This is a genomic window from Streptomyces sp. NPDC005281, from assembly GCF_040607495.1.
Lineage (GTDB): Bacteria > Actinomycetota > Actinomycetes > Streptomycetales > Streptomycetaceae > Streptomyces.
The window spans coordinates 110086-127488 of sequence record NZ_JBEXGX010000025.1; the positions used below are offsets into that span (position 1 = coordinate 110086).

At 69.2% G+C, this 17403-nt stretch carries 14 protein-coding genes and 1 pseudogene; 12 read left to right on the forward strand and 3 right to left on the reverse strand.

What is annotated here, in order from left to right:
* Positions 1–206 precede the first annotated feature (206 nt).
* Complete coding sequence (locus ABZV42_RS30235; RefSeq protein ID WP_355984639.1) at positions 207–1511, reverse strand: hydrolase; 1305 nt, start codon at positions 1509–1511, stop codon at positions 207–209.
* 476 nt (positions 1512–1987) lie between these two features.
* Here ABZV42_RS30235 and ABZV42_RS30240 point away from each other — a divergent pair.
* Together ABZV42_RS30240 and ABZV42_RS30245 are read left to right on the forward strand one after the other, a co-directional pair.
* Positions 1988–2164: pseudogene (locus ABZV42_RS30240) on the forward strand (transposase domain-containing protein); the annotation flags it as partial.
* 17 nt (positions 2165–2181) lie between these two features.
* Positions 2182–2934 (forward strand): IS4 family transposase, encoded by a 753-nt coding sequence (locus ABZV42_RS30245; RefSeq protein WP_356054560.1) that lies wholly within the window; start codon positions 2182–2184, stop codon positions 2932–2934.
* A gap of 641 nt (positions 2935–3575) precedes the next feature.
* Here ABZV42_RS30245 and ABZV42_RS30250 read toward each other — a convergent pair.
* Complete coding sequence (locus tag ABZV42_RS30250; RefSeq protein WP_355984642.1) at positions 3576–5306, reverse strand: ricin-type beta-trefoil lectin domain protein; 1731 nt, start codon at positions 5304–5306, stop codon at positions 3576–3578.
* A 581-nt stretch (positions 5307–5887) separates the two neighbouring features.
* Here ABZV42_RS30250 and ABZV42_RS30255 point away from each other — a divergent pair.
* The 5 genes from ABZV42_RS30255 to ABZV42_RS30275 all read left to right on the forward strand — a co-directional run bounded on the left by ABZV42_RS30255 (position 5888) and on the right by ABZV42_RS30275 (position 10843).
* Positions 5888–6904, forward strand: a complete 1017-nt coding sequence (locus ABZV42_RS30255; protein ID WP_355984643.1) for a GlxA family transcriptional regulator — start codon at positions 5888–5890, stop codon at positions 6902–6904.
* Positions 6901–8655 (forward strand): thiamine pyrophosphate-binding protein, encoded by a 1755-nt coding sequence (locus ABZV42_RS30260; protein WP_355984644.1) that lies wholly within the window; start codon positions 6901–6903, stop codon positions 8653–8655. The genes ABZV42_RS30255 and ABZV42_RS30260 overlap by 4 nt, the downstream gene beginning before the upstream one ends.
* The gene (locus ABZV42_RS30265; protein ID WP_355984645.1) at positions 8627–9280 is read left to right on the forward strand and encodes an SRPBCC family protein; all 654 of its coding nucleotides are present in this window, start codon (positions 8627–8629) and stop codon (positions 9278–9280) included. Before ABZV42_RS30260 ends, ABZV42_RS30265 begins: the two co-directional genes overlap by 29 nt.
* A complete protein-coding gene (locus ABZV42_RS30270) occupies positions 9277–10296 on the forward strand; it encodes a ketoacyl-ACP synthase III family protein (RefSeq protein WP_356054562.1) in 1020 nt (339 codons plus the stop codon). Before ABZV42_RS30265 ends, ABZV42_RS30270 begins: the two co-directional genes overlap by 4 nt.
* Positions 10297–10525: 229 nt before the next feature.
* Positions 10526–10843 carry a hypothetical protein gene (locus ABZV42_RS30275; RefSeq protein ID WP_355984647.1) on the forward strand — a complete coding sequence of 106 codons (318 nt, stop codon included), beginning with the start codon at positions 10526–10528 and terminating at the stop codon, positions 10841–10843.
* A gap of 191 nt (positions 10844–11034) precedes the next feature.
* On the opposite strand, the gene ABZV42_RS30280 is transcribed toward ABZV42_RS30275, so the two are convergent.
* The gene (locus tag ABZV42_RS30280) at positions 11035–11160 is read right to left on the reverse strand and encodes a hypothetical protein (protein WP_356054564.1); all 126 of its coding nucleotides are present in this window, start codon (positions 11158–11160) and stop codon (positions 11035–11037) included.
* Between the two features lie 87 nt (positions 11161–11247).
* Here ABZV42_RS30280 and ABZV42_RS30285 point away from each other — a divergent pair, with 87 nt between their 5' ends.
* The 5 genes from ABZV42_RS30285 (at position 11248) to ABZV42_RS30305 (ending at position 17390) form a co-directional block, all read left to right on the forward strand.
* Entirely contained in the window at positions 11248–11910 is a 663-nt protein-coding gene (locus ABZV42_RS30285; RefSeq protein ID WP_356054566.1) for a GNAT family N-acetyltransferase, read from the forward strand.
* Positions 11911–12087: 177 nt separating this feature from the next.
* Entirely contained in the window at positions 12088–12672 is a 585-nt protein-coding gene (locus ABZV42_RS30290; protein WP_356054568.1) for a class I SAM-dependent methyltransferase, read from the forward strand.
* A gap of 151 nt (positions 12673–12823) precedes the next feature.
* On the forward strand, positions 12824–13366 hold the full coding sequence (locus ABZV42_RS30295; protein WP_355984650.1) for a GNAT family N-acetyltransferase: 543 nt from the start codon (positions 12824–12826) through the stop codon (positions 13364–13366).
* Between the two features lie 280 nt (positions 13367–13646).
* The gene (locus ABZV42_RS30300) at positions 13647–15719 is read left to right on the forward strand and encodes a glycosyl hydrolase family 28-related protein (RefSeq protein WP_356054570.1); all 2073 of its coding nucleotides are present in this window, start codon (positions 13647–13649) and stop codon (positions 15717–15719) included.
* Between the two features lie 456 nt (positions 15720–16175).
* On the forward strand, positions 16176–17390 hold the full coding sequence (locus tag ABZV42_RS30305) for an MFS transporter (RefSeq protein WP_356054572.1): 1215 nt from the start codon (positions 16176–16178) through the stop codon (positions 17388–17390).
* The last annotated feature ends 13 nt before the right edge of the window (positions 17391–17403 follow it).

Genomic DNA, 17403 nt, shown 5'->3' on the forward strand with positions numbered 1-17403 from the left:
GTGTCGGCGCGGCGCCCGGGACTCGGTGGGCAGGACAGCGGTTCCTCTCTCAACGGGCGCCTAGCGCAAAGGTTCGACAGGGTGAACTGTCACTCTAGTGTGACGTGATCACATCCCCATCACATATCCGTACCTCAGTCGTGCGAATGCGGTGTCGCACGAAAGGGCGGACCCCGCACAACGGAGCCCGCCCTGGGAACGCCCAGTCAGCGGACGAAGGAGATCTCCGAGTACTTCTGGTCAGGTCCGTCGAGCAGGGTGCTGTGCTTCTTACGCAATTCCTGGTCGAAGAAGGCGGCGAGGTAGACGCGCTGGATCGCGATCGCACGGTTCGGGTCGATCGTGCCGTACTGCTGCTGGAGCTGGCTCTGGGAGAGCCCGAGCAGACCCGCCTCCTGCTGCACCATCCACTCGTTGTCACTGAACGACAGGTGCGCCGCGCCGTGGAGCTGGATGTCGACCCGGTAGCCCTTGAGGTGCGACCACAGGGTGCGCCACGAGCTGTCGGTGTTTCGGTTGTGGGTGCCGGAACTGAACAGCATGAAGGGACGGTCCAGGTCCTTGCTCGGCGCCGTGCCGAAGAACTGTCCGTCCAGGTTGGCGCCAGCGGCTATGCGTTTGTCGAGCTGCATGGCGGTGTCGACCGCCCCACCGCCCAGCGACCAGCCGAACATGCCGATACGGGACATGTCCACGTTCTTCGTCAGACCGTTGGGGAGCGTGGCGTGACCGTAGTCAGGGTTGCCGCCGGTGCTGAGCGTGCCGAGCTTGTCGATGACGAACCGGATGTCGGCTGCGCGCACCTTGAGCGTGTCGGAGGAGTGCGAGCCTGGCGGCATGGCATTGCGCTCGACCCGGTTCCCCGGGAACTGCACCTCGTTGGCGTCGTAAGTGTGATCGACGGTGACGACGAGGTAGCCGCGGCTGGCGAGGTCCTGGACGAGCGCGGTGCCCATCGCGCGGTCCGAGTGCAGCCCGGTCGAGTACAGCAGGACGGGCAGCTTGCCGAGCGTGGTGTCCACGGGGGCGAGGACGTGGCCCGCGGTTGTCGGCAGGGTCACCTGCTGCGGCGTCAGGCCGCGCGAGGCGAGAAAGGCGGCACCGGACAGCGAGGGCATCCACGGCGCCTGATAGTGCCCGGAGGGAGAGGAGGTCGGGTACCAGAGCGAAACCATCAGCTCGCGATGCTTGCCGGGTACATACGGGTCCATACGCGACTTGTCGACCAGGTGCAGGCCGACCATGCCCACGCTGTGGCGTCCGGTCGGCGCGGGAAGGCTGAGCTTGAGCGCGGATGAGCCCGGTGTTTTTGGCGAGACGGTCGCAGAGCGGACGGCCTTGTACTGTCCTGCCATCTCGTCGTTCTCGGGCGCCCAGGGCGCCTTCACGTCGGGCGAGGCTTTGGTGAGCGTGGGATCGCCGTGTGTCGTCCCGGCGGCCATCGCCGGCGTCATCCCGGCACCCAAGGCGACTGCGATCGCACTGGCCGTGCTGACCGCTCTGGCGATCACTTTTTGACGATGCCGCGGGCGGCGGTGCCTCATGGAACCCCTCGTGGGTCAGTGATCGCAGAACAAGCGATCGACTGCCGTACACCGTACCGTCGTTGCGGGGCCGACAGATGAGCGCACCCTGTTCGATGGGCAGATGACAATTCCCGCCCTCCGTCTGCAAACACGGCTCGGGAGCCTGGCCGACCCGCTGACAACGCACCTTCGGCAACGATCCACGCTGCCGAAGGTGCGCCCTGATCGGTGCCAGTGTCCTTCCCGAGCCATTTCGCGAACGCGACTTCACGAGAAGCGGCTCGCAGCCCTGTTCCTGGTCATGTCCCCTGTGGTGCAACACCGTTGCATTAGACCGGTCTGGCGCTTTGTCAAGTGCGTGAACGAGAGGACGGGACTCCTGGTAGATCCCTGTGGTGTCGAGCCCAGAGATCGTCGTGCCGGAGGTCCCGTTGTCGAGGCATTCTGCCACCGTGCCGCCCATGGCGTCAGCTCACGATGTATACGCACCCGGCCACTTGGGCGAGTTGACGCAGGTCATCGACCCAAGGCTGGTCGACGCGGTGCTGGAGGAGACGGGTTCGCGTGAGCGGCGCGTTCGGCTGCTGCCGGCACGGGTGGTGGTCTACTTCGTGCTCGCGCTTGCCTTCTTCGAACGCTCCTCATACCGAGCGGTGTGGGACAAGCTCGGAGCGGGCTGTACGGGATCACGGTGGCCCGGCCGTGCGCCTCCTCCCTGTCGCGTGCCCGCCGCCGACTGGGCAGCGCCCCGCTGTGCCGTCTGTTCGAGATCCTCGCCGGGCCGGTGGCCGGCCGGGCACAGTCCAGTGCCTTCTACTGCGGCCTGCGGGTGGTCGCGGTGGACGGCACCACTCTGAGTGTCCCCGACGAGGAGGCGGTGACCTGGCACTTCCCCAGACATATCTGGCCCGTGAAGGAGTTCGGCTACCCCCTCCTGCGCCTGGTGGCACTGGTCGAGTGCGGCACCCGCGCCCTGCTCGGCGCGGCCTTCGGCCCGGACACCACCGGCGAGCTCCGCTATGCATGCCGCCTCCTGGACCGCCTGGACGCCTCGATGGTGCTGCTGGCTGACGCCTACTACGACGCCTTCGACTTCCTCCTGACGGTGACCGGCACCGGCGCTTCCTTCCTGCTGCACTCGACCCGCAAGCGGCGTCCCACCGTGCGCCGCCTCCTGCCAGACGGCTCCTACCTGACCACCATCAGCGCGGGAAGATACCGGGCGGGCCGCGGTTACGGACGGCTCGAGGTGCGGATCATCGAAGCCCGGATGACCGTCGTCCTGGCCGACGGCACCCGCCGCAGCGAGCTGTGGCGGCTGATGACCAGTCTCCTGGACCCCGAGCGCCACCCTGCCCATGAGCTGCTCGCGCTGTATCACCGCAGGTGGCAGACAGGGACCTGCTAATTTTCGTTGAAGTCGACCATCCTCGACGGACGGGTACTGCGTTCACGAACCGTCCCCGGCATCGAGTAAGAGGTCCACGCACTGCTCACCGTCTACCAGGCACTGGCACACACCGCGGACGACGTGATCACCGCCCATCCGGACCTACCGGCCGAGCTCGGAGGGGCAGGTGCTGTCGGTCCCCGTCCCAGGCAGACCGGCCCTGGCAATGCATTCAGGGTCCCCGCCGGATTCGCTACTGTGTTCCGAACCGAGCCGAACCTTGTGAAGCGGGCCTGGAAGATCTCCGTGCCTCCGACCACCGGGATCGTGTAGAGCGACGTCTCGCCCGCGTCGCTTCCCGTCACGAACATCACGGTGCTGCACACCAAGCCGAAACGCAGCCCTGATCCAGCACAGTTGGTAACGGGTGTACCGGTCCCCCACCGCCACCGCCACCGCCACCGCCACCACCGGCGCCGTCAATATCCTCGGCCCCGCCGACGGGTCCTGAGGTTCGGCCGACGGGCCCTGAGGCTCACTCGACGAAGCTAGGGCGAAACGTCGAAGGGCCGCACCGCTGGGGTGCGGCCCTTCGACGTGTCCGGCCTCAGCCCACGTGGGGTCCGGAGCCACTCATGCGCGGAATTTCTGCCATCCGCTCATGCCAGGGCGAACTTCTGGGCGCCGGAGGTGTTGCAGTCCCAGATCTGGAGGCGGGTTCCGTTCGCGGTGGCACCCGAAGGCGAGTCGATGCACCGACCGGTGGTGGGGTTGGACATCGTGCCGTCGGCGTTGGCGACCCAGTTCTGGTAGCCGCCGCCGTTGCAGGTGGCCAGCTGGAGCTTTGTGCCGGCCGCGTTGACACCGCCCGCGATGTCCAGGCACTTGCCCAGCGTGCGCAGGGTCTGGCCGTTCCAGGTCCACTTCTGGTCGAGTGAGGTCGCCTGCTGGCAGTCCCACAGCTGGATCGCGGTGCCGTCGGTGCCGGTGTCGTCACCCGCCACGTCCACGCACTTCCCGCCCGGTCCGTAGACCGGGGTTCCTATGGCGAAGTTCTGGGCGCCGGAGCTGTTGCAGTCCCAGATCTGGAGGCGGGTTCCGTTCGCGGTGGCGCCCGACGGCGAGTCGATGCACCGGCCGCTGGTCGGGTTCCGCAGCGAGCCGTCGGTCTGCCGCACCCAGTTCTGGTAGCCGCCGCTGTTGCACGTGGCGAGCTGCAACTTCGTACCCCCGGCACTGTTGCCGCCGGCGATGTCCAGGCACTTGCCGAGGGTCGTCAGGGTCTGGCCGCTCCACGTCCAGTGCTGGTCCTTGGCCGCCGACTGGCAGTCCCACAGCTGCACCGCGGTGCCGTCGCCGCCGGTGTCGTCACCCGCCACGTCGACACACTTGCCGCCCGGTCCGGTGATCGTCTGGCCGGTCGACGAACCGCCGCCGCCACCCCCGGAGCCGGCTCCCTTGTTGTAGACGGCCACCGAGTCGACGACCAGCTTGCCGCCGGAGACCGTGGAGGCGTTCGGACCGCCACCGAAGGCGTCAGGGAAACCGCCGCCGATCGCCAGGTCGTAGATGATGAAGAAGGGGTGGTCGACCGCGTCGGCCCAGGTCGTCGCGTCCACCTGGTTGGCGTTGACGGTGAAGAAGTTGTTCCCGTCGAGATAGAACCTGATCTGCTCCGGCGACACCGAGCGGTCGATCTCCGCCGCGTAGTCGTGGAAACCGGTCTGGCAGCCCGCACAGGCGCGTTCACCCGAGCCGATGCCGGTCGACTCGTTGCACGGCCCGCCCGGGTTCACTCCGCAGTGGAGGGTGCTGAAATCGGAGCTGCGGCCGTTGATGTCCTCCATGATGTCGATCTCGCCGGACTTCGGCCAGGTCACACCGTCGCGCAGCGGCGCGCCGAGCATCCAGAACGCCGGCCAGTAGCCCGCGCCGTTGGCGGTGGTGACGTTGGGCTGCTGGAGGACGGACTCGATGCGTACGACGCCGCCGGCCGGGGCGCCGAAGCCCGCCGACTGGGTCTCCACGCGCCCGGAGGTCCATCCGCTGCGCGCGTCGGAACCCGAGTGCAGAGCCTGGAGCACCAGATGACCCTGACCGTCGTAGTAGACGTTCGAGGTGCTGTTGGTCATCGTCTCGATCTCACCGGTGCCGAAGTTGCTGCCCGGCCCGGTGTCGTACTTCCACAGGCTCTGGTCGATGCCGGTGCCGGACGCGCCGTTGAAGTCGTCGCTCCACGTGAGCGTGAAGCCCGACGGCGTCGGGGGCACCGCCGCCTCGGCGTTCAGCGTCGTGGTGACGGTGGCCACCACCGTCATCAGGGCGACGGGTATCAGGGTCAGTGCTCTCTTCCACCCACCGCGCCGTGGCCGTGCAGAGGATAATTGCATGTATCCGACCTCCGAAGAAAAGGCGTGATCGTGTCTGTCCGCCACGCCGACTCCGGTGATCTCCACCAGCGTTGAGCGGCGCACGCGGCCTTGCGGATCGAGATCACGGCGAACAGAGCCAGGACCGGCACGTGGGCTGTCGTGGACAGCGGGTCCACAGAGGGCGGCCGGGCTCCCGTCCCTTGACCCTCGGATGCATCATCAGTACAGGTGGCGGCTGGTGGGTGTTGAGCCATGTGGATTTCTGTGCGGAGGCGACGCTATTGGACCGGACCAATGCAGTCAAGGCTCCGCGACGGCCCACGGTCAGGAGAGATCGATGCCCGAGGTTCCCTTGCCGGAGTAGGGCTCATGTGTCCTAAAAGTGTTGGTCGAAGACCCGCCCCGCGCACGACACATGACAATCAGTCAGCACTTCAACTATCACGCCCTGTGTGAGTTGCCTCACCTGTCGTGGTCGCCGGTCATGGGTGAACCGCCTGGCCAGCGGCCCGTAACTCCCCTCGAGTGAAAGCCTGTTGGCCGGATGCGTCAGTGATCTGTCATTGCGGTCGGTCCGAGATCCGATACAGGCTGTGACCGTGTCAGAGCGACGTGTTGTTGTGGTCGTGTACGCCGGTGCCATGGCGCTGGACATCACCGGACCGATTGAAGTGTTCGACATCGCCAACCGGCTCCTCGATCCGGAGTCCGACCCCTATCGGATCGACCTGGTCTCGGCCGACGCGCCACTGGTGCGCACGAGTTCAGGTGTGAGTGTGGGCGCGCTGCCGTTGGAAGCGGGCCAAGGTCCCGTCGACACCCTTCTCGTACCAGGGGGATGGAGTGTCGGCGAGGCGCTTCACGATCAGGCGCTGGTCTCGTGGATCCGCACGGCGGCGTCCCGGTCGCGCAGGGTCGCCTCTGTCTGTGGCGGATCCTTTCTGCTCGCCGAGGCGGGCCTGCTGGACGGCAGACGTGCCACCACGCACTGGGCGTACAGCGAGACGATGGCCTGCCGGTATCCGGCCGTGACGGTGGACGCCGAGCCGATCTTCGTCTGGGACGGCCCCTTCGTCACCTCCGCGGGCGTGTCGACCGGGATCGACATGGCGCTGGCCCTGGTGGAGGCCGACCACGGAGCGGCGCTCGCCCTGGAGACGGCACGGTTCCTGGTGCTGTTCCTCAAGCGGCACGGAGGCCAGTCCCAGTTCAGCGCCATGCTGGACGCCCAGTTGGCCGACAACCCGCCGATCCGCACGGCGCAGGAGTGGATTCTGGAGAACCTCCACAACCCGTTGCCCGTGGCCGAGATGGCCCAGCAGGCCAACATGAGCCCACGCAACTTCTCCCGGGTCTTCCGCCGCGAAGTGGGCACGACTCCCGGCCAGTACGTCCAGCGCACCCGGATCGCCCGCGCCCGCGAGCTCCTTGAGACGACCGATCTCCCGATCGGTCAAATAGCGGGGCGCTGTGGATTCGGCGCCCCCGAGACCTTCTTCCGCTCCTTCGGGCGAACCCTGGGACTCACCCCGAAGGAATACCGGCACCGCTTTCAGTGCATCACGCCGTCCGGCCTCGTCGACCGGCGCCACGACAGGGACGGGAGCCCCGTATGACCACCGCGGTGGACTTATCCGAGGCCGGGACGGTACGTATGGCCGACTATCTGGCCGGCGAGCTCGCCGAAGCCGGAGTCACCCATGTGTTCGGGGTCGGCGGAGCGAACATCGAGGACCTGTACGACGCCGTGCACCGCGGCGGAACCGTTCAGGGCGTGGTCGCCAAGCATGAGTTCTCGGCCGTCACTATGGCCGACGGATACGCCCGAACCACCGGGCGCCTGGGGGTTGTCGCCGCCACCTCGGGCGGGGGCGCGATGAACCTGGTACCGGGCCTCGCCGAGGCGTACGCCTCCCGGGTGCCGCTCCTCGCCCTGGTGGGCCAGCCGCCGACCGCGCAGGAGGGCCAGGGGGCGTTCCAGGACACCAGCGGCAAGGGCGACTCCTTCGACGCGGGCGCCGTCTTCACCCCGATCTCCCGCTTCTGCGCCCGGGTTGAGGACGCGGAATCGCTCGTGGAGCTGCTTCCCCGGGCGATGGCGGCGGCGCGGTCCGAGCCGCGCGGACCGGCGGTGCTGCTCCTGCCCAAGGACGTGCAACAGGCACGGATCCGGTTGCCCGACCACGTTCCGGCGCCGGTCGCCCCGGCGGCCCAGACGCTCACGCCGACGGTATCGCCGACAGGGCTCGACAGCGCCGTTCTCGCCAAGGTGTTGGACATCCTTCGCGGCGCGAACACGGTCCTCGTGATCGCGGGTGAGGGCGTCGCCGCGGCGGACGCGCGGGCGGAACTGTCCGACCTGGCCCGGAACCTCGGGGCATGGGTCGCGGTCACCCCGGACGCGAAGGACGTCTTCGACAACCGCGATCCCCGATTCGCGGGCGTGGCCGGGGTGATGGGCCACGCCAACGTCGAACACTGTCTGCGGCGGGCCGACGTGTGCCTGCTGGTCGGCACCCGGCTGCCGCTCCTGGCACGCGGCGGGCTGGAACAGGCCCTGGCCACCACCGACGTCGTATGCCTCGACTCCGAAGCGCCGTTCGTGGCGGGTACGGCACTGGGCGGGGAGCTGCGGGACGCGCTCCGGGCGGTGTCCGGCCGGCTCGGGTCGGGCCCGCGCGCCTGCCCGCGGCACTCCGGCCCCCGGCCCGCACCCATGGCGGGCCCTGACTCCCCGGCCGCCCATGGACGGACCGTCCCCTTCCCCCAGGCCCTCGCCGCGGTGGAGGCGGCACTGCCCGAGGACGCGCACGTCTTCGTGGACGCCGGCAACACGGGTGCCAGCGCCGTCCACCTCCTCCCGGCACCGCGCCATGGCCGTTTCGTCGTGGCGCTCGGCATGGGAGGCATGGGCTACACCTTCGGTGCCGGCATCGGCGCGGCGCTCGCCACCGGCCGACGTACGTACGTACTCGCGGGCGACGGGGCATTCTTCATGCACGGGGCCGAAGTCCACACCGCCGTGGAGCACTCCGCACCCGTCACCTTCGTCATCTTCAACAACAACGCCCACGCCATGTGCGCGCTGCGCGAGGAGTTCCTCCAAGGCGGCGTTCGCGGTGACGACCTCTTCGGCCGGACCGACATCGCCGCCGGGGTGGCCGCAGCCTTCCCGTCCCTCGACGTCACCGGCGCCGAGAGCGCGGAGCAGTTGCGCGAGGCGTTGCTGCGCGGCAACACGGGCGGCGGCCCGGCGTTCGTGGCGCTGGACTGCGACCCGAAGGAGATCCCCCCGTTCCTCCCTTTCCAGCCCTTCGCCGACAGCAAGGAGAATTCAGATGAGCGACGAGTCGTCCATGCCGGCTGACATCCCCGGTCTGATGCGGATCGAGAATCCGGGCAAGGACGAGTTGACCGCCCACTGCGTGGAACTCACGCACGCCGTCTACCCGCACCATCAGGTCTACGGGAAATACTGCACCATCCAGGAGTACGTGGACTGCCCGCCGGAGCTGACCTACGACTACCTCCGCCAGGGGCACCACCTGGAAGAATGGACGTGCAGCCTGCGGGACTTCACTCCCTCGGACACGCCAGGGCTCTGGGTCGGCCGCGACCGCCTCGAGGACGACACCAGGATCTACTGCAAGGTGGTCGCCAACTCCGAGGCCATGACCGTGGATTACCACTGCTCCTGGGACCAGGGCGACAAGCTGTGGATGATCTACCTGATGCGTGTCGTGCCCGCTCAACTGGTGCTGGACAGACCGGGATCGGTGATCACCTGGACCAACTGCCGTCATCCCTACTACGACACGAACCCGCACCCCGGCCTGGCGCCCCGCCCCGACCGGCCCTGGGTGGGCGACTACTGGGATCTGTTCTACGCCGGGCACACCGTGGAGATGAACAACCTCAAGGCGATCCTGGAACATCGTCACCGCAACGGCCAGCCTGTCGGTGTGGCGCCCACGACGGCGGTGGCACAGTGACCACGGTCAGCCTCACCGATGTCGCGAGCTACCTTCCGGGCGATCCGGTCCCCGCGGAGTTCTACACCGAATACCCGGGGGCGGAGGACAAGCTCCGCGGCCACCCCATGTTCAAAGTCCCGCCGTCACGGCATCACGTCGCCCCGGACGAGACCAATACGGACATGATCGAGCGCGCCGTCCAGCCCCTGATCGAACGGCACGGCAGGGACGAGATCCGGAATGTCGACGTCCTGCTGGTGCACAGTCAGCTGCCGGATCTGCCGTTCGTCGGCGCCGGAACCGAAGTGGCACGACGGCTGGGCCTGAATCCGGAGTGGCTCGTGGATGTGGCCAACGCGGGCTGCGCCTCCTTCGTGTACATGTTGAAGCTGGCCCGGCAGATCCTCACCACCACCGACGCGAGGACAGCGCTGATCTGCAACGCGCAGAGCGCGGCGGGCCAGTGGTTCACCCAGTCCGAGGTGCGGCGGCTCGCGCAGGCCGCGATCCCGGGAGACGGCTGCGGTGTGGGATGGGTGACGACGTCGGCCGGCACCCCGGTCCTCGACGTGGAGACCCGCCACATCGGGGATCACGCGGGGGACATGACGTTGGCGGTCGACGACGGTCGCAAGTACTGGGAGCCGGGCGAGTCCCAGCTGCGGATCGGGTTCACCGACGCGAGCATCGCCAAGGTTCTGGCACGCGGTAACCGGCTGGTCCCGGAGGTGATCACGGACCTGTGCCGACGGCTCGGCGTGGCGACCGGCGACATCGACGTCCTCGTCACCAATCAGCCGAACCGCACCTTCCTGCGCAACTGGCGGGAGGCGCTGCAACTGCCCGCCGAACGGCATCTGAACACCTTCGAGCAGTACGGGAACCTCTTCGGAGCCGCGATCCCGGTCACCCTGGACCACGCGATCGGCACGGGTCGGGTGAAGGAGGGTGACCTGGTGGTGCTGGGTGGATTCGCCCACGCCGGCGACTTCGCCGGAGCCGCCGCGGTCCGCTGGCACGGCGGACGAGGGTGACCCGCGGGCGTATTCCGCCGCGAATCCCGCGGGCGTGATGCCTCGGCCTGTCCCGCGGTTGTTGCCTGCGGGCCTGCGGAACGTCGGCTGCCCATCTGCTGGTCACACGAGGTGATCAGCAGCCGAAGACGCCGTCAGCGTGACGTATGGCTCCGGACGCAACCGCAGCCGCCCTCCTCGGACTCTGGACATGTAGTTGCACAGCGATTCATACGGTGAGGAGCCGGAGATGACCCCTTGGACCAGTGAGAACCTCAGTTCCCGCGCGTTCGTCGACCCCTATGCCGTACAGCCCCGGGACAGTGCGTGGACGGCCGCGGTCCAGCCCCGCGACGACGTCGACTTCCTGCTGGCGCCGCCCAACCCGGCTCACCGAATCAGTTACACGCTCGACCCGTGGGACGAGCGACGGCTGGCGCTGCACGCGACGCTCACCGCCGCAGGCGTCCCTCCGATGCCCGAGGACCGTGCCGCCATCGACCAGATCAGCGCGCTGTCGGCAGATGTGAACGACGTGCTTCAGCGCTGGCTGCACCACACCTCGTAGATCTGGGGACGAGTGCAGATCCGGGGACGAGTGCTTCCCGAAGCGGAGCGCGTCAGGGACCATGAAGCATGGGCTCGGACGACTGGCACTTCACGGAAGACATCGACGAATTCCTCGCCCGCGCCGGGGACTTCCTTCTCTCACGCCCGGTCATGCACAACACACCACTGACCACGCTCGAGAAACTCCGATCAGGTGGTGCGGACGCACGTGGCGCCGGGCGACAGGGTGGCGAGGGACTTGGTGCTGGGCGACATGGTGGCGAGGGATGTCGTGCCGGGCGACACGGCGCCGAGGAACATGGTGGCGATGGACATGGCGCCGGGCGACATGGTGTCGAGTCGCCTGGTGCCGGAACCACTGTCTTCGGGCGGCTGGAGTCGAACGGCGAAGTACACGCCATCGTGTACCGCACTCCGCGCGGCCGCCTGACCGTCACCACCCTCTCGCCCGGGCAGGCGCACACCCTCGCCGCACGCCTGGCCGACCTCGGCCACCGCTTCTCCGGTGTCACCGCCGACCAGCACACCGCCGCCACGTTCGCCGAGGCGTGGCGGCGGCACAGCGGCGGCGCGGCACCGGTGCGCGACTGGTGGGGCCGCCTCTACCGGCTCGGCACGCTGACCGAGCCGGAGCCTCTTCCGGCGGGCCGGGGCCGACTTGTGGGCGAGCGGGAGCACGAGCACCTCATGCGCTGGTGCCGTGAGTTCGCCGCGGACGTCGGGGAATCCGTGTCGATAGACGCCGAGTCCTGGGCGGCCACACGCTTCGCCGAGAAGCGCTACACGTTCTGGGAGGCCCCGGACGGCACACCTGTCGCCATGGCGGGCGCGAACCCGCTGGTCGGCGGCCAGGTCCGGTTGGACCCCGTCTACACCCCGGCTCGCCACAGGGGCCGCGGTTACGGGGCCGCTGTGACGGTCGAGGTGAGCAGGGCCGCGCTGGCGGCGGGGGCACGGGAGGTCGTCCTGTTCACGAACCCGGCCAACGCCACCAGCAACGCCCTCTACCAGCGCATCGGATACGTCCCGGTGACCGACTTCACCGGGTACGCCTTCTCGGGCTGAGGGTCTGAGGGGCTGACGGGCTGTCCGGTGGACTGGCTGGCGGATGGTTCGGTCGGACGCGCCGGCGCGGTGATGAGGAGCGCGGCCACGAAGGCCGGCCCCACCAGCTGTACGGCCGGTTGAAAGGTCCGCAAAAATGGGTTGTGGCGCCGGCGCGGGCGACCGCATCATCCCCGGATGGACGACATGCCGAGCCGCCTTCCGGTCGTGCTCCCGGCCCTGCGCGCAGCGGCGCGCGAAGCAGGTTTCACCATGTCCTGCGAGGAGCGGACAGGCAGCCTGCTGGCCGCCCTCGCGGCCGGCTGTCCCGGCGGCCGCGTCCTCGAACTCGGTACGGGTGTGGGGGAGGGCACGGCCTGGCTGCTCAGCGGGATGGACAGCGCCTCTCACCTGGTCACGGTCGAACGCGACGAGGTCGTGCGGGGGGTCGCCCGCGAGCACTTGAGGGCCGATCCGCGCGTGACCTTCGTGGCCGGTGACGCCGGCGCCTGGCTGACGGACTACGACGGCGAACCGTTCGACCTGGTGTTCGCGGACACCTGGCCCGGCAAGTTCACCCACCTGGGATCAGCCCTGCGGCTCGTGGCTCCCGGCGGAACGTATCTGATCGACGACCTCGACCCGCTGCCCGACTGGCCGGAGGACCACCGTGACGCCGTCAAGCGTCTCCTGGCCGACCTGGAGGAGCGGGACGACTTCCGCTCCGTACGTATGACCTGGGCGAGCGGGCTCCTCATGGCGGTGGGGTCGGCTCGCCCCTGAGAGTGGCGCGGGGCGGAGGGCGGGCGGGCCGTCCACCCCGGCCGTCCCGGTTATCCTGCCTCGTTGCCGCCGGACAGATGAACAGACGGACAGACGGACGTCAGGCACCTAGACAGACAGATAGACAGACAGGCCAGGGAGGCCCCGCACCATGAGCAGCACCACGTCGTCCTTTCCCGAGCGGGTCGAGCTCTCGGGGGAGGGTCTCGTCCTCCGCGACTGGACGGAGGCCGACCTGACGGCGATGCCGGCGCTGTTCGACCACCCCGACATCGCGTACTGGACACCGATCGTCTCCCCCTTCGACGAAGCCGCCGCCCATGCGCGCCTGGAACGGGACCGGAAGCTGCGTGCGGAGGGTACGGCCGTCCTGCTCGCGATCACGCTGGACGGCGGAGCTCCGCTCGGCGAGGTGATGCTGCGCCGCGCCCCCGAGGGCGTGGAGATCGGCTACGCGGTCGGTCCGGAGCACCGCGGACAGGGGCTGGCCGTGCGGGCGGTGCGGGTGATGGCCGCGTACGCCTTCGAGGAGCTGGCCGCGGAGCAGGTGATCCTGGAGCTGGAGGCCGAGAACGCCGCGAGCATCGCCGTGGCCACCAAGGCGGGCTTCGCCCTGCTCGACGTGCCGCCGATCACAGGCGAGGAGAAGGGACGCCCCTTCGTCCTCCAGACGTGGGGCCAGAACCGTCCTTGATCCGCATGCCCCCTCGCCGTGAGGTCGGCCTCTGCCGTGAAGGCGGCGGTCGGAGGGAGGGCCGCTGCCGAGGTCGCTCCCGGTGTTGTGATCCGATGCAAGAAATCGACTAAGGCTTGCAGGATCTGTACTGCGATACGAAAAGACGTGTCCGACGTCTTGTCCGGATCTCGCGCCGCGCCCTAATGTCCCGGTACGCAGCGGCACGGTCTCTTCCCTCCGTGCTGCCGTGCACCGAGCGGCCCTCGGTGTCCTCCGCTCCGAGAGAAACGAGAATCTGATGGCGTGGTACACCATCCACGCGACCGCGGTGCGGGTCCGCGGCCGCGTGCGGAGACCGGCCCGGACGGTCGCGGCGGTGACGGCGGCCGCCGCGGGACTCGTGCTCGGGCTCGGTGTGCCGGCTCCGGCCGCATCCGGGCACGGCGGCGGTGAGGGCGTCCCGGCGGTGACCCGGGCCGGGCTCGATCCCGCCCTCGTGGCGGGGCGCGGCGCCGCGGTGGACTTCGCGGAGCAGGAGGCGGAGAACGCGGCGACGAACGGCACCGTCATCGGCCCCGACCGCACGGCCTACACGCTGCCCTCCGAGGCGTCCGGCCGGACGGCGGTGCGCCTGACGCCTGGCCAGTACGTCGAGTTCACCCTGCCGCGTGCCGCCAACGCCCTCACCGTGCGCTACAGCATCCCCGACGCTCCCGAAGGCGGCGGCATCACCGCGCCCCTCGACGTCTCCGTGGACGGCGGACACCGCACCACGATGACACTCACCTCGCGGTACTCCTGGCTCTACAACCAGTACCCGTTCAGCAACGACCCCGCAGCCGGTCTGCTGCACCCCGACTGGTGGATCACCGAATGCGGTTGCGTCCCCGCCGCCACCACCCCGGCGCCCGTCATCGAGAAGCCGTTCAGGCCCAGCCACTTCTACGACGAGCAGAGACTGCTGCTCGGCAAGCGGTACGCGGCCGGTGACACCGTCCGTCTCACCGCGCCCAAGGGCGGCGGCGCGGCCTGGACCGTGATCGACCTGCTCGACACACAACTCGTCGCCGCGCCGCACATCGAGACGCACGCGGCGAACGTCCTCGCGTTCGGCGCCGACCCCACCGGCCGGCGGGACGCGGGCGACGCCTTCGACCGGGCCGTCGCGTACGCCCGGAAGCGGCACCTCAAGGTGTACGTGCCGCCGGGCACGTACCAGGTGAACCGGCACATCACCGTGGACGACGTGACGATCGTCGGGGCGGGCAGCTGGTACACGGTCGTCAAGGGGCACCAGGTCACCCTCGACACCCCCGCGGCCGACGGCTCGGTCCACACCGGCGTCGGCTTCTACGGCAAGGACGCGGCGGACGGCGGCAGCCACGACGTCCACCTGTCGGGCTTCGCCGTCGAGGGCGACGTACGCGAACGCGTCGACACCGACCAGGTCAACGCCATCGGCGGCGCGCTCGGCGACTCGACGATCGACGGCCTCTACCTCCACCACACCAAGGTCGGCATGTGGTTCGACGGCCCGATGGCCGGGCTGCGCGTCACCCGCACCACGATCGCCGACCAGATCGCCGACGGCATCAACTTCCATACCGGTGTGACCGATTCGAGCGTCTCGGACACCTTCGTCCGCAACACGGGCGACGACGGCCTGGCCATGTGGTCGGAGAAGACCGGTGACGCGCGTAACGTGTTCGCCCACAACACCGTGCAGACCCCGGTCCTCGCCAACGGCATCGCCCTGTACGGCGGCACCGACAACACGGTCACCGGCAACCTCATAGCCGACCCCGTCAGAGAGGGCAGCGCCATCCAGGTCGGCTCCCGGTTCGGCGCGCAGCCGTTCTCCGGACATCTGTGGATCACGGACAACACCACAGTCCGCTCGGGGCCGTTCGAGCTCAACTGGAAGATCGGGCTCGGAGCCATCTGGTTCTACGCCCTGGAGCGGGACATCGACGCCGACATCCAGGTCACCGGCGACCACTTCCTCGACAGCACCTACAACGCGATCATGCTCGTGTCCGACTTCCCGGTGAAGGACAAGTACGCGATCCGGGGCGTCCGCTTCAAGGACATCCGCGTGGACGGCACCGGCACCTCCGTGCTCAGCGCCCGCTCCGCCGGCTCGGCGTCCTTCGAGAACGTGGACGCCCGTGGCGTCGGCGCGGTCGGTGTCAACAACTGCGGATCCTTCAACTTTCCCGCCTCCGGCTCGGAGTTCGCGGTGAACGACCTGGGCGGCAACGACGGGGGCGGTGCGACCGGCCCCTGGCTGGCGTCATGGGAACTGCCGAACACCATCACCTGCGACGACCGTCCACCGGTGGTCCCGCCGCGGGCCCCGGCACCCTGGTGAGCGGCGTCGCTCACTGACACGTACGCCAGAGGCGGCGGCCGATCTTCATCCGGCCGCCGCCCACGTGCGCGGCCGCACGAGCCATGAAGGGCGCCTGTGACCGGGCCATCACCGAGGGTGACGAGGTGACGCTGGACAGTCGCGGCTCAGGTGGTGACACATCCGGGCGGTGACCCCCGCCCGGTCGGCGCCGCTGCCTCAGCGGCTATCCTTGCTCACCGGCCGGGGCCGATGGCCGCAGCCCGGGGGACCGGGCCCGGCCCGATGCCGCACATCGCGGGGCGATCTTGGAATGGATGCCCTCGCTTCATTGCTGCACTCCCCATGGGCTCACCCTCTTCCCAGGGTGCTCCGGGTCACGACGCCCGGCGCGACGGGACGAGGAGACCGCGGACGAGCTCGTACCGCACCACCCCTGGTCCCCGGCCCGTTGTCTTCGAAAGGTTCTCCTGCACCATGCCCTTGGCTCTGCTGGCCCTGGCTGTCGTCGCGTTCGGCATAGGCACGACCGAGTTCGCCACGATGGGGCTGCTGCCCCAGATCGCGGACGGAATCGGTGTGTCAGTACCGCACGCCGGCAACGTCGTGTCGGCCTACGCGCTGGGTGTCGTCGTCGGCGCTCCGCTGCTGACCGGCATCTGCGCGCGCGTCCCGCACAAGCGGCTGCTGCTGCTCCTGACCGGGCTGTTCGTGATCGGCAACACGGCGTCCGCCCTCGCCCCCGACTTCGGCACCCTCTTCGCCGCCCGCTTCCTGGCCGGTCTGCCGCACGGCGCGCTGTTCGGCGTGGGCGCCGTCGTCGCCTCGCGACTGGTCGCCCCGGACCGGGCGGCCCGCGCGGTCTCGAAGATGTTCCTCGGACTCACCATCGCCAACATCATCGGGGTCCCGGCCGCCACGGCACTCGGACAGCATCTGGGCTGGCGCTCCGCCTACGGCGTCGTCGCCGTCATCGGCCTCGTCGCGATGGCCGCGCTGGCCGCATTCGTCCCGCACCAGCCGCGCGGCGCGCAGTCCGGCATCCGGCACGAGATGCGGGCCATGGGCAACAAGCAGGTCGTCATCGGTCTGGCCACGGCCGTCGTGGGCTTCGGCGGATTCTTCGCCGTCTACAGCTATCTCGTCCCGATGCTCACGCACCTGACCGGAATCCCCGGCTCGTCGACCACCTGGGTCCTCGCCCTCTACGGCGTCGGCATGACGCTCGGCACCCTGGTCGCCGGACCGCTCACCGACCGCGCGCTGCGCCCGACGATGTACTGGGGGCTCGTCCTGCTGGCCGCGGCCCTGGTGACGTTCTACTTCACGATCCACAGCACCGTGCCCGCACTCCTGACGATCACGTTCATCGGCGCGATGGGCTCCCTCATCACCACGCCGATCCAGATGCTGCTCATGGCCAAGGCGAAGGACGCCCCGACGATGGCGGCGGCCTCCAACCACTCGGCCTTCAACCTGGCCAACGCGGGCGGTGCCTGGCTCGGCGGCCTGGTCATCTCGGCCGGCTGGGGCTGGGCCGCGCCCAACCTGGTCGGCGCGGCGCTCGCCGTGGCCGGTCTGGGCCTGGCCTTCACGGGCGGGGTCATGGACCGGGGCCGGCGGCGCTCCGAAGTGATCACGCAGGCGTCGCCGGTCGCCGGGCGGGAGACCCCGGTCCGCACGGCGGACTGACCGGCCGAACGGA